The organism is Alteromonas lipotrueiana, from assembly GCF_019249245.1.
In the GTDB taxonomy this organism is placed as follows: Bacteria; Pseudomonadota; Gammaproteobacteria; order Enterobacterales; family Alteromonadaceae; genus Alteromonas; species Alteromonas lipotrueiana.
In genome coordinates, this window is sequence record NZ_JAESDK010000003.1 from 137,935 (window position 1) to 151,423 (window position 13,489).

The 13,489-nt window shown below is 44.2% G+C and carries 12 protein-coding genes; 4 read left to right on the forward strand and 8 right to left on the reverse strand.

Features of this window, described 5'->3' with window-relative positions; translation table 11 throughout:
• Positions 1-312: 312 nt before the first annotated feature.
• Positions 313-855, reverse strand: a complete 543-nt coding sequence (locus tag JK130_RS03580; protein ID WP_218352845.1) for a hypothetical protein — start codon at positions 853-855, stop codon at positions 313-315.
• Positions 856-1,150: 295 nt separating this feature from the next.
• On the opposite strand from JK130_RS03580, the gene JK130_RS03585 reads away from it, so the two are divergent.
• Positions 1,151-1,798, forward strand: a complete 648-nt coding sequence (locus JK130_RS03585) for a DsbA family oxidoreductase (protein ID WP_218352846.1) — start codon at positions 1,151-1,153, stop codon at positions 1,796-1,798.
• 101 nt (positions 1,799-1,899) lie between these two features.
• Positions 1,900-2,898 carry an NADP-dependent oxidoreductase gene (locus JK130_RS03590; protein WP_218352847.1) on the forward strand — a complete coding sequence of 333 codons (999 nt, stop codon included), beginning with the start codon at positions 1,900-1,902 and terminating at the stop codon, positions 2,896-2,898.
• A 143-nt stretch (positions 2,899-3,041) separates the two neighbouring features.
• Here JK130_RS03590 and JK130_RS03595 read toward each other — a convergent pair whose 3' ends face one another.
• The 5 genes from JK130_RS03595 to JK130_RS03615 form a co-directional block, all read right to left on the reverse strand.
• The gene (locus JK130_RS03595; protein WP_218352848.1) at positions 3,042-3,455 is read right to left on the reverse strand and encodes a group I truncated hemoglobin; all 414 of its coding nucleotides are present in this window, start codon (positions 3,453-3,455) and stop codon (positions 3,042-3,044) included.
• Positions 3,456-3,459: 4 nt separating this feature from the next.
• Positions 3,460-4,269 (reverse strand): DUF3034 family protein, encoded by an 810-nt coding sequence (locus tag JK130_RS03600; protein WP_218352913.1) that lies wholly within the window; start codon positions 4,267-4,269, stop codon positions 3,460-3,462.
• A gap of 38 nt (positions 4,270-4,307) precedes the next feature.
• A complete protein-coding gene (locus JK130_RS03605) occupies positions 4,308-6,632 on the reverse strand; it encodes a putative bifunctional diguanylate cyclase/phosphodiesterase (RefSeq protein WP_218352849.1) in 2,325 nt (774 codons plus the stop codon).
• Positions 6,633-7,307, reverse strand: a complete 675-nt coding sequence (locus tag JK130_RS03610; RefSeq protein ID WP_218352850.1) for a methylamine utilization protein — start codon at positions 7,305-7,307, stop codon at positions 6,633-6,635.
• A gap of 694 nt (positions 7,308-8,001) precedes the next feature.
• Complete coding sequence (locus JK130_RS03615) at positions 8,002-8,451, reverse strand: Lrp/AsnC family transcriptional regulator (protein ID WP_218352851.1); 450 nt, start codon at positions 8,449-8,451, stop codon at positions 8,002-8,004.
• Positions 8,452-8,550: 99 nt separating this feature from the next.
• Here JK130_RS03615 and JK130_RS03620 point away from each other — a divergent pair, with 99 nt between their 5' ends.
• Positions 8,551-9,150 carry a LysE family translocator gene (locus tag JK130_RS03620; protein ID WP_218352852.1) on the forward strand — a complete coding sequence of 200 codons (600 nt, stop codon included), beginning with the start codon at positions 8,551-8,553 and terminating at the stop codon, positions 9,148-9,150.
• Between the two features lie 189 nt (positions 9,151-9,339).
• Here the strand turns inward: JK130_RS03620 and glpD are convergent, their stop codons facing one another.
• On the reverse strand, positions 9,340-10,878 hold the full coding sequence (gene glpD / locus JK130_RS03625; protein ID WP_218352853.1) for a glycerol-3-phosphate dehydrogenase: 1,539 nt from the start codon (positions 10,876-10,878) through the stop codon (positions 9,340-9,342).
• Between the two features lie 113 nt (positions 10,879-10,991).
• On the reverse strand, positions 10,992-11,753 hold the full coding sequence (locus JK130_RS03630; RefSeq protein WP_218352854.1) for a DeoR family transcriptional regulator: 762 nt from the start codon (positions 11,751-11,753) through the stop codon (positions 10,992-10,994).
• A 166-nt stretch (positions 11,754-11,919) separates the two neighbouring features.
• On the opposite strand from JK130_RS03630, the gene glpK reads away from it, so the two are divergent.
• Positions 11,920-13,404 carry a glycerol kinase GlpK gene (gene glpK / locus JK130_RS03635; RefSeq protein ID WP_218352855.1) on the forward strand — a complete coding sequence of 495 codons (1,485 nt, stop codon included), beginning with the start codon at positions 11,920-11,922 and terminating at the stop codon, positions 13,402-13,404.
• Positions 13,405-13,489: the final 85 nt, after the last annotated feature.

Here is a 13,489-nt window from a genome sequence, read left to right on the forward strand (position 1 = left end):
CTTAATTTAAGCGTAAATCAGGTAAGCATAAGATAGGCCAGCATATATGCATAACGCCAGATAAATGTGACCTGGTGTTTGGGTAAGAAAATAGAATAGCTGCGTAGATTTCACAAAAAAAATCTGCAACACAATGATAGGTAAGGGATTAATAGAAATCAAAACAAAGAAAAAAATTGAATAGACCTTATTCTCAACGATACTTTTCTAAAAAAAGACCCCCTCGCATCGGTGGGCAGCCTTTAATACAAAGCGTTAATGAAATGAACAGCAATAATCTGCATAGGTATTCGGGAAATTTTTACAAAATGATTACGCTTGTTCTTTCAAATAATTATTGATATCGCGACAGGCTTTTTCCCGGCTGATAAAGTGGGCAAGTGCTAACAAACGGTCATCACGTGGCCATACCGCTTGATTAAGCATTTCAATATCATCCTCAGCGAGTTTCTCGGTACGTAAAAACAATGCAATGGCCTTTTTATTGGGTTTTATCAGTGCGCCTTCTGCATGTTGAACCCACTGAGGAGAAAGACAAAAAAACTCGCGCTTGTAAGGGTCACGAACCACATACAACAGATCATTTCTGACCAGTATTGCTGGCCACCCTTCACCTACCCGACTTTGAGCAAACATCGCAACTGTGAATATAAGCAGCATGGCGGCAGTGGTAAAAATAAAAGTATCGCTGAGACCAGGCGCCAGCATTACCAACAGCAGTACCATAAGGGCAAATACTATCCAGGTAGCAAAAACCCTCTTCATAGCTTTCGGACTGATACCGGAAAAAACGTGCGCATCACGAATATCCGCTTTTGTGAGCGTTACCAGATTTATATGAGTAGAAGATTTCAATATCCCGTTTCCTGGAGCTTTTTGGTTATGATTACCCTGACTCTCTGTCGAAAACAGGGTCTTTATACTTATGCCAAGCCTACGACTTATTTTAAAACAGGGCTACTGGCGACGACAGTCAATCATGTAATTCTTTGATATATAAATCAATACCTTTTGAGCTCAGAAAGGATCATCCATTCCACTTTAGTAACAGATAGCCGCTCATTAGATAACTAAGTGCTCAGGTACGGTTGCGCAATTGGGTTGCTATCCATATATCTTATTCAAGCTTCACAAAAATGTAAGGTACATTATGACAACAATTACCATCGATTTGGTTTCAGATATCGCCTGTCCGTGGTGCGCTATTGGTTATGCACGGTTGCAAAAAGCACTCGAATTATTACCCGATGTTCAAACTGAACTAACCTGGCGCGCCTTTGAACTTAATCCAGACCCCGAAGCGCAACCAGAACCTATTCTTCCCGCCTTGTGTCGTAAATATAATGCGCCTGAAGCACAAATTGTTGAGTCACAGAAACAAATGATGACTATCGCTTCTGAACTTGGGCTCAATTTTGAAAAAATGGAAAGTCGATATACCACCAATACTTTTGATGCGCATCGGTTAGTAAAATGGGCGCACCAGTTTGGCAAACAAACCGCAATGAAACAGGCATTATTTGATGCTTATTTTGGTGAAGCAGAGTCTGTGCAAGACCCCCAGGTTCTATTGAAATGTGTTGAACAGGCCGGCCTTGATCAAAGTAAAGCACAACAGGTTTTACAGTCTGATGAATATGCCAACGAGGTCCGACAGGAAGAACAGCAATATCAACAGGCTGGTGTTTCTTCGGTTCCGGCGTTTATCATAAATCAAAAATACTTAATCTCAGGTGCTCAGGAGCCAGACCAGCTGGCATTAGCTTTGAAACAAATTGTAGATGAAAACGAGGGCTAGGGTATAGATTCAGGCAGACCAACCAAAAGATATTGCCGTCTGCCTTTTATTTACCTGCGTTAACTCCTCTCAGCTTCCACATTTTACCTATGGAGATCTCTATGTCGCAAAATACTGAAATTCTATTAAAACAGCGCCCCGACGATGGCAACATCGGTGAGCATTTATTTGAAGTCGTTAACAAAGATGTTCCTTCTGCAGGGGCTAATGAAATATTGGTCAAACAAACCTACATGTCGTTAGATCCCGCCATGCTGGGTTGGATGACAGCTGATGAGGAAAGTTATATTCCCCCCGTAGAACTTAATGATGTTATGCGCTCAAGTGGGGTGGGCAAAGTTATTGAGTCTAATCATCCCGATTTTGCCGAGGGCGATCTGGTCATGGGTATGATGGGATGGCGGGAGTATGTCGTATCTGATGGTAAAGGGCTTAACAAACTACAACAAGGCATTGATGAAGAAACCGCCTTATGTGTATTTGGCTTGCCCGGCCTTACCGCTACTCAAGGCTTGATGAATATTGGTAAGCCGCAGTCAGGTGAAACTTTGGTGGTTACCGGTGCTGCCGGTTCGGTAGGCTCTATCGTTGGGCAAATCGCTAAAGCTGATGGCTTACGTGTTATTGGTGTGGTGGGTAGTGATGAAAAAGCAAACTGGATAATCGATGAATTAGGTTTTGATGGGGCTATAAACTATAAAACCGACGATCTTCAGGCAAAACTTGAAGAGCTCACCCCTGATCGTATTAATCTTTATTTTGAAAATACGGGTGGGGAAATCCAGCATCACGTTATCAACCGCATGGCTGAACACGGGCGCGTTGTTGTATGTGGAATGATTGCTGACTACCAGAAAGATGAACCTGCCCCGGGCCCAAGCTGGCTTCCACTTATCAAAAAGCGGGTAATGATTCAGGGTTTTGCAATGCCCGATCATTTACACAAATCAAAAGAGCTTACTGAGCAACTTGCGCCTTATGTACAAAAAGGACAGATAAAATATCGTTCGCATATTATTGAAGGCCTTACCAGCGCAATGGAAGGTTTGAACCTGTTGTTCGAAGGCAAAAATAAAGGCAAGTTGATGGTTAAATTATAAAACGTCCCTGGTAGCTAACCCCTGTTGAAACCCGATGCCGGCCATTCTGCTGTTTGGCCGACATCTCTTTTTTTAACAGGTATAGTTATGCAACGAAGAAACTTGTAGCCAGTATACTCACCTTTACCCCCTGCATTTTTCGCTTATCTGTAGATAATTTCGCTACGTGATGGCGCCATCGTCGCCAGTACTTTATTTTGCAGCCGGTGTGGGACCTGGGCATCGTTCATGGCAGCAATAAGCAAATCTACAGCGTGATTAAAGTCTCTTTCGGGAATATTCATTCCTGTATGCACGCGCTCCATTGAATCACCCGAATAAGTGCAGCCACCACCGGTGATAACGCAAATATGCTCTACCATCTTTTCTTTAAAGCGAGTAATGTTGGAATCTTCAAAATAAGCGAACATAACTTCATCATATTCAATCTGCGTAATAAAATTATCTACGATTTCGGTCACTTTCGACCGACCGCCCAGCTGTTCGTATACCGTCAGATTATGCGAGGCACAGCCTTGTAAAACCAAAAATAATATCGCTGTCAGTACTACTTTCATGAAATCACCATAATTGTCCGCTTAAAGAAACGTACAAGCCTCGTTGTTCCGGGGCGCCCGCGATTTTGCCTAAATCTGCCCAGGCAAGGGTTACGTTAAACTGTTTTGTGGGAATATAGCTAATAAAATAATCTCGCCAATGGCTTTCGCCCAAGCCCAGATTGTCAGGCTTTGTGCGGTACTCCATGCCTACCGCGATGTTACGTGACAGTAGCATCCCGACAGATGCTTCGAGCATCAGTTCGTAATCGTCGTTGTCAGCCCCGCCAAAACCCAGTAAACCCATTTCGTTGGCTTTAGTGGCTCGCGCCGTGACATTCCATATTGCGTTATAGCCTGCAATTGCCCCTAAATGCACTTTTGTGGCGGCTACAAAAAAATCGGTACCCGTTGTATCTGAGGCCCCTAACAGGTTTGCAATTGCCTCATCTTTTAAGCGTTTGTGCTGCACACCTACACTTATCTGAGGTAAGGATGTATAGATAACATCACCGTATACGCGGTACTTTGCGCTAAAGATATCTTGCTTTATTTCGCCGCCTAAACTCTTTAGATCAAATCGCTGTTGAGCTACACCTACTTCAATACGATCATAAAATGAGACAGCCGCCGCATAAGTAGTTAACCGATAATCTCGCAGGTTTACCTGGGTGACGCCTGCGCTTGCGGAGGTTTGCTCTTGCGTATCGTATCCGGCCAGGGTAGCCCAGGGCACGATACCGCCGCCGCCGCTACCTTCGACCTGGATTAAACCGGCCGTAGCGATCAGTTTGCCATCAGCAGCATCAACAGCAGGACTTACGCCCAATGTCATCGCCACACCCCATAGTAGTAAACGTAAGTCCTTTATTTTCATTGTTTCTCCAGCCACGCTGTATGTAGATTTTCATGGTACCAGCTAATAAAGTCGTCCCGATTTACCGGGCGGCTTATATAATAGCCTTGCGCCCAGTCACATCCCCACTCTGTAAGCATTTCCAGCGTCGCATAATCTTCTATGCCTTCAGCTACGGTGGTTAACATAAAAGTAGATGCAAGGTTGAGGATTGTTTTCACGATATGTTGATCATCGGATTGTTTGGCTAAATTCAGCACAAAGCTTTTATCTATTTTTATCGTGTTTACTGGCAGGTTTTTAAGATAAGCCAAAGATGAATACCCGGTACCAAAATCATCTATTGCTAAAAGAAAACCCTCTTCTCTGAACAGGTCCAGTTGAGCTATAGCGCGTTGTGGATCTCTCAATAAATCGCTTTCAGTTATTTCAAAGGAAAACGCACTGTTCGGCAGTGAATACTGTTTTAACTGAGAAAATATAAAAGGCAGCAATTGGGTGTTAGATACATCTTTGGCAGATAAATTAATGGCAATTGATACCGGCACTTTTTTGTCGGAAAACTCGCGCGCATCTTTTGCTGCACGCGCAATCACCCAATTGGTTAACTGGCCGATGAGCCCCCCTTGTTCAGCAATAGCGATAAAATCGTCTGGAGGCACAAAGCCTAATACCGAACTATTCCAGCGTATGAGCGCCTCTGCACCAGTAACCGACATCGATTTCAAATCTAGTTTTGGCTGATAGGCCAAACTCAGCTCGTGCTGATTTACAGTAAGCGCTTTTTCTAACTCTGTGACAATTGACAGGCGTCGTGTGTATTTTTCTTCCAGTTGCTCACTGTAGAACAATAGAAATTGTTTCTTTATCTGAGCTTCATCCAGCACAATATTCATCCGCTTGAACAACGGCTCGCTGCTGTTAGCATCTTTTGGGCATTGCAATACGCCAATAGCCACTTTCAAATTGATGGTAACCACGCCACACACGACCGGCTGCTCGAGCTGCAAAACAGCTTCTTGTAACTGCACTTTGGTCAACGTCTCAGAAGGCAACCACAACAACTCTCCGCCGGTGAGTCGCGCCGATAATCCTCCGAAGGAGCGTACCCGTTCGGCCAGAATTTTGAGACATTGGTCGCCATGATGATAGCCAAAAACATCGTTGATATTACGAAATCCAGCAATGTTAATGCCTATCGCCTGGAAGCTCAGGTCGTCTCTGAAATTCTGATCGATGAAATTGGCGATGTTTGGGCGGTTTCGCAGGCCGGTAAGAGGATCGTGTTCTGCCTCATGCTTTATTTGCGCTTCTCGGGTCTGAATATCTTTGCGCATTTGAGAAAACGCATCTGACAATAGGTTTACCTCACGGGTACTCGATTGCCGTTCAATTTTATGGTTATAGCGGCCTTTAGCCGTGTCTCGGGCAGCTCTCGCCAACACGGCTATGGGCCGGGTAACATAGCGGGAAAGAAGCGCCGCTGAAATCATGGCGATTGCCAAAGCCACCAAAGTGATAATGGTTATATTCCATTGCAGAACACTGAATTCGCTGTAAAGCTCTTCCAGGTCCTGAGACAAAACCAGTTTTATCTTTTGATTCATGTGGTCTGAAAGAGTAAGGGTACGCGAAACGACCGGATAGGACTGGGCAAACAACACATCTAGCCAATCAAACTTTAATGTTGCACCATCGTTAATTACCTCGGTATTTGCCAAAGTAGAAATTTCATAAACGCGGCTTTCCTGCTGACGAACGCGTATGGTTGTATCAAGTTGCGTGATATCACGAAATTCGGCTAACAATGCTTTATCAACTTCAAAACCTACCAGAGCCACAGCAATAGGTACGGGGGCTTCCACGGTAAGTAAAATAACCTGATATAAAGCGTCTCCGATCATCAAAAAACCTGATGCTCCGCTATTTTGAATCGCTTCGTCTATTAAATTGGAATTTGAAAAGCTATGCCCGCTTTTAAATACAGTGGGAAAGGTCGAAACCATCTGGCCATCCAGCGATAAAATCGCCATCACGTCTGCGTTTATTCTTTGTCCATGGTTTTCAAGCGCACTTGCTATAGTCTTCGACTCAAAAGTTGCTACCGCTTCTTTAAACCCAAAGTCGGCCGTCAGGACGTAGGCTGAACTTACCAGTTGCTCTTCGCGCGTACCCAATGCCTGAGTAATCACTTTTTCAGCTACCTGAAGCTCTTTCTTTAACTGTTGTTGAGCCAGGCGTAGTGTTGAATTATAAACATTGACTAGAATTGCCAGTGCAGTGACAAGGACTAAGCCCAGAACCAACCGGAATATTGCCTGATTAAGGGTAACCACTTTCACTTAGTCGCTACCCCGTGAAAATTTACGTTTAAATTTATTTGATGTCTGATTTTCTTTTACGGGAATCAGGGGAAGCATAATATCAATCAAACCATGGCCTTTTTCAGCCGCAATATTGACTGTTTTTCTGGTATTTTGGGTTCGGGAAAGGCGTGGGTGCCATACGATAACTTCAGGCGCAAACGACGCGAGGCTGGCAATACCATCGTCATCGGTAATCGCACTTAACTCGTTATCACCAACATAGATAAAACCCACCATACTGTCGTGAATATTGCAGCCCAGTACCACAATGCCCGCTTTATCAAACTCTACTGGACTAGAGTCCGACCCGTTAAACATTCTTATCTCAAAAGGTTTAGGAGATGAAAAGCTATAAACATTGTGGCGAACATTATCACTGTTGGGGAAGGTAACCTTACGTCCTTTTTCTATCGTTAAGATATGGGGAGCAAACTGTCGGTCTATCTGGTCCATCACCGCTAGTGAATCAGCAGGGGTTATTTCTTTGTCAGCAGCAATACTAACGACTGCGTTAGGTACAGGCTTGTTATTTTGGTCAAGCACCCGTACTTTTACTGCAGTATTGGCTGACACTGAGGTGAAGCAAAGCAATGGGATGAGCACTACCGCATAGATCATCATTCGAATTTTCATAGAATTAATGTTTTCCATTGTTTAGCTTCTGTTCGCTTGGTGTGGTTGAGCGGGGACTAACGACCTTCACGTTCACATTCTGTAATCAAGCGTATTGATACAACTCACTATAGATTCAACGGTTTACTTAATCAAAATTTTCAGACGCTTTTATAAGGTTAAAAAGTATCTGACTTCATGCCTAAGTCCCGATAAATATATTATTAATATTCACAGTTAAAGCGAGGTGGTTATTTATCAGCTAAAAAGGGTGATGATTCACCTAATTTATTACGTATTGATACTTTAAAAAATAACACTAAAAGGCTATTCGTGATTAAAGTAATTCAATTTCATTAGAATCAGGCTTTCAGCGCGTCATGGATGTAAACCCGGCGTTTGGTAAGGATAGGTGGTCTTGCACCTTATTCAGGTTTGTCACAAATCGGTGCAAGTCAATAGATGAGTTATCAACCCGCTGAGCTTAGTCATTATTTTTTGTAGAACAGTTATTCGAAGCTTTTGGATTATTTATATCATTCGCTGAAAGTTCATATTTAATATAAGAAAATCTTTATCCATAATGTCGCACTATGGGTAACAACATAAATTAACAGTGCCTGTAGTCAGGAGTAAAAATAGTGTATCAAATAATATTGTACTGCCTGAATTAACCACACCTTCGCCAGTACCCCATTATTTAACATGACGAAGCGGTAGTTGTTGTGTTGGCTTAAGCGCGCTCGTCTTTGGCCGAGTCCATAACCACATGAGTGGTAATGGTACTCACTTGGGCGATGGCCCCCAGTACATCGGCGTGAAATTGCTTGTAGGCTTTAATGTCGGTGGTTTCTACTCTCAAAAGATATTCAAAAGCACCGGTGATATTGTGACATTCACGCACCTCTTCGCTCAGGGCCACTGCTTTTTCAAAAGCACGTTGTGAAGACGTTGTATGTTCGTTAAGCCCGACACTGACATATGCGATAAATCCCCGTCCCAGCTTAGCGTGGTTTATTACGGCGCGGTAGCCACTAATCACACCACTTCTCTCAAGCTCCTGCACTCGCCTTAAACACGCTGAAGGTGACAATCCGACGCGCTCTGCCAGCTCCGAGTTTGCCATACGCCCCTCGCCCTGAAGCAAGCGCAATATTAATCTGTTATAACGGTCATTTTTCATGGTTTATTGCAAAAGTATAAGTAGCATCCTTTATTTTTGCACACTATTGAACAAAATTACGAGTTATCATTGCTCTATAGAAAATCAACGTTAAAAATTATGACCCTGGAATTACTTTACCCGCTTAGCCTGTTTGCGCTGGTGTCATCTATCACCCCCGGGCCGAACAACCTGATGTTAATGAGTTCTGGCGTAAACTTTGGGTTGCGTAAAACCGTGCCACATATGTTTGGCGTGGCGATAGGCTTTACCCTTATGATTGTGGGCGTGGGCCTGGGAGTTATGCAGTTATTTGCTTTTTTCCCCCACACCTACCTGGGTTTACGTATCATCTGCGGGCTGTATTTACTGTATCTTGCATGGAAAATTGCCACCTCTGCATCGCCTGTCAAAAGCCATAACGCTGAAGCACAACCTTTGACATTTATGCAGGCGGCTTTGTTTCAATGGGTCAATCCCAAGGCATGGGCGATGGCCATAACTGCTACCAGTGTTTACGCTACCGACACTTACCTTTACAGTGTGATTTTTGTCGCCGCTGTTTTTGGAATTATCAATCTACCGTGTATCGGCTTGTGGGTGGGAATGGGGCATCATTTGTCAGGCTTTTTAAACGACTTTAAACGTTTGAGGATCTTCAATATTTTAATGGCGATTCTGTTGGTAGCCTCGGTTTTACCCGCCTTACTTCGTAGTTAACTCCCATTAACGGATATAATGTGTTACCCGATACCATAGGTGATCGGGCATGCTGCAACCCATGGCCGATAGTGCTGAGTGTCCCTCAGGCGAACTTTATGCCGTGCGCCTGCAGTGAAATTGTTTGGATCTGCCCAAACGTACTTCGTCAGCGTTGGTATCCCTTTCTACTAAACAAAATATGCAAGTTTAGTTAACGTTAACCTGTTTTGTATCAAGTACAGCTGAACAACTTTGCTTTGCATTCAGGTACTCATCAAGGCGCTCGATTTGCTGGGTCGAAAAATGCAGGCCCTGCTTGGTTCTGCGCCACAAGATATCTTGTACCTGCATTGCCCATTCATTTTCGACCAGATAATCTACTTCGGCTGCATATACCTGCGCTCCAAAGTTCTCACCCATATCTGACAACCCTGTTTTTTGCGCCAAAAATCGTTCGCTTAATGTGCCATACTGGCGCGTGTAGCGCTGCGCAAGCTGTTCCGGTATCCAGGGGTAACGATGTTGTAGATTTTTGGCATAGGTACGCGGGTCAGAAAAATCACCGCCGGGCAATGGTGCTTTTGCGGTCCAGGGGGGGCTTTTAACATCGAAATGTTCAGCAAGTTTATCTACGGCATGTTCGGCCAGCTTCCGATACGTAGTGATTTTTCCACCAAAAATATTCATCAATAGCGGTTGCCCGGGGGCATTACGAAGCTCTACTTTATAGTCACGGGTTAATTCTTGTGCTGAAGCATTTTCTTCTTCTAACAAAGGTCGAACGCCGCTGTAACTGTGAACAATGTCATCTTCGACGATTTGCTTTTTAAAGTATGAGTTAACAACATCAATTAAATAGTGTGTTTCACCCGGTGAAATCGCCGCCTGTTGTGGGTCGCCCGTATAGTTTTCATCCGTGGTACCAATTAAAGAGAATGTGTTTTCGTAGGGAATAACAAAGACGATTCGCTGATCTTCATTTTGTAGAATGTAGGCTTCTTTACCATCGTACAATTTGGGAACAATAATATGACTTCCCTTCACCATCCGCATTGTATCAGGATTGGGCGTGTCGGCCATGCGGTCAAGAAATGAAATGGCCCAGGGACCGGTGGCATTTGTGAGTCCCCTGGCCTTAACTGTAAACGTTTTACCTTTGGGCCCGCGTAAAGTTACAAACCAATAATTTTCTTGTTTACTGGCGCTAATACATTCAGTACGAACACGAATATCAGCACCGCATTCGCGGGCAGCAATCGCATTAAGAACGACCAGACGCGCATCATCCACCCAGCCATCTGAATATTCAAAGCAGGTTTTAACTTTGGGTAAAAGCGGACTGTCACTTTTGAGTGTTAACTTTTTTGAGCCTGGCAAGACATTTCGCTTAGCAAGCGAATCATACAAAAACAGGCCCGCTCTGAGCATCCATGCAGGTCTTAGATGCTTTTGATGAGGCAGCCGAAAACGCAGGGGCCACATAATATGGGGCGCTTTTTCTAACAGAATTTCCCGTTCAGAAAGTGCTTCTTTTACCAAACGAAACTCGTAATGCTCAAGATAACGTAACCCGCCATGAATCAGCTTACTGCTGGCAGAAGATGTAGCGCCTGCTAAATCCCCTTTTTCACACAGCATCACTTTTAAACCACGACCCGCAGCATCTAGCGCTACACCAACGCCGTTGACGCCACCGCCAACCACCAGAAGATCAGTTTCGTAATCAGCTTGGTTAAGTTTTGTCATAGCATTTTCCGAATCTGGCAAGATAAAAATCTATTTCAACGCTAAAAACAAACTAAGTCAATATAAAACGAACATTTTCGAACAATAACGAAATTCTATGTTTTGCGTGCCTTTTATTCCGCTTTAACAAAATCAATGTCGTGCGTACCGATAATAGACATAATTTCTTCAGGCGGTATCTGGTCACATACCAGGCAGTTAACCTGGGTCAGATGGCCCTGCTCTACCATCGCCCTGCGTTCAAACTTACTGTAATCTGCTGCCAATATGGTTGTTTCAGTGTTTTGAATCATTGCCTGAGAAACTTTGACTTCGCGAAAATCAAAATCTAACAAAGCGCCATCTTTAGAAATTCCGCTGATACCAATAATACTGTAGTCCATTCTGAACTGACTGATAAAATCGCACGTGGCTTCGCCAATTATCCCACCATCACGATACCGAACTTCACCCGCCGCAATAATGACTGAAAAATCCTCTTTTGAAGACAACAGTGTTGCGACGTGGATATTATTGGTCACCACGTGAAGATTTTTGTGATTCAGTAGATACTTAGCCACCAGCTCGGTAGTGGTGCCGATATTGATAAACAGTGAAGCGCCATCAGGTATCATCGCCGCTACCGCTTTAGCAATACGTGTTTTTACCTCTTCATTCTGGGCTTTTCGTTGTTGATAGGGGGTATTTTCCCAGCTCCGATTAAGACCGGCGCCCCCATGGTAGCGACTCAACACATTGGCCTGGGCTAACTGATTAAGATCACGTCGTACAGTTTGAGGTGTGACTTCGCATTCTTTTACCAAAGAGTCGATAGACATAAAACCGTGCAATTTAAGCAAGCTGACTATTTTATCGTGGCGTTGTGTTTGATTCATATTTATACCTGCAAAACTTCTGCTGTAAAAACAAGGTGTAGTATACGACTATAGATGTTCATTACCTATGACAATTTCGATTGTATATGTTCGTTATCGAAAACAACCATTGTTAATTAACTGTGAATAATGCAAACTCATAAAAAACTGGCTATGGAGTGTAATAGTGACCCAGCATTTACTGGCTATTGACCAGGGAACAACAAGTTCTCGAAGCATAATTTTTGCCGACGATGGTTCTATCGTCGCGATGTCTCAGGAAGAATTTTCACAACATTATCCCCACGATGGTTGGGTAGAACATAAACCTGATGATATCTGGAGCAGCGTAGTCAACACGCTAAAAAACGTGTTTGAAAAATGCGATGTATCGGTAGAAGATATTGCGACATTAGGTATTACAAACCAGCGCGAAACCACAATTGTATGGGACCGCCATACCGGTGAAGAAGTGTATCCGGCTATCGTCTGGCAAGACCGGCGTACTGCCCAGATGTGCAGTGAGTTGTCGGCAGATAGCGAGTTAGTGGAGTACATCACTAACACCACCGGGCTGCTGTTGGATCCATACTTTTCAGCCACAAAGATCAGCTGGATTCTGGACAATGTTGAGGGCGCCAGAACGCGCGCTGAAGCCGGAGACCTGTTATTTGGTACCGTTGATACTTTTTTAATCTGGCGATTAACCGACAAAGCATCTCATAAGACCGATGCAACTAATGCATCACGCACCATGCTTTTCAATATTCATAACCAGCAATGGGACACGCGTCTGTTAAAAACCTTTTCAATTCCTCCAGCCATGCTACCTGAGGTAATGGATTGTGCCGCAGACTTTGGTCATGTTTCGGCCGACCTGCTGGGTAAACGTATACCTATTAACGGAGTAGCCGGCGACCAGCAAGCCGCCCTGGTGGGTCAGGCGTGTTTTGAAAAAGGCATGGCGAAGAGTACCTATGGTACCGGTTGCTTTATGATTTTGAATACCGGAGACACCCCGCTTATTTCAAAAAACAGGTTGCTTACCACGGTAGGTTACAGACTAAACGGCAAGGTAACCTACGCCCTTGAGGGCAGTATTTTCATGGCTGGCGCTACTATTCAATGGCTGCGCGACGGTTTAAAACTTATTGATAACGCCTTTGAGTCTGAAGCCCTGGCCAAACGTGCCCGTGAAGATAACGGTGTATTTATGGTACCGGCTTTCACCGGCCTGGGTGCGCCTTACTGGGATCCGAATGCACGAGGCGCAATATTAGGGCTTACCCGCGATACGGGCATTAGTGAAATTGTGGCAGCGGGTTTGCAGTCAGTGTGTTATCAGACCAAAGATTTGCAAAAGGCGATGGAAAGCGATGGCGCCCGACTCGTATCGCTGAGAGTCGATGGTGGCATGGCAAAAAATGACTGGGTAATGGGATTTCTCTCAGACATTTTGGGCGCTGAAGTCAAGCGTCCCACTGTTACTGAGACAACCGCGGTCGGAGCAGCTTTTTTGGCCGGTCTGCAATGTGGAATATTCACCGAACTGGCAACGCTTACCCATTGCTGGCAATGTGACAAAGTCTTTACTCCCCGCCTTAATAAAGCGCAACGCAATACCGCCTACGATGGTTGGAAAGCCGCCGTTGCCCGTATCCGATGCAGTTAAAGCTTCTCCCCTGAAACTTTACGCAGCTTAGGCTGCGTTTTTTTGCAAAAAACAATTTACAACTCTGTCACATTTCGATTTATTT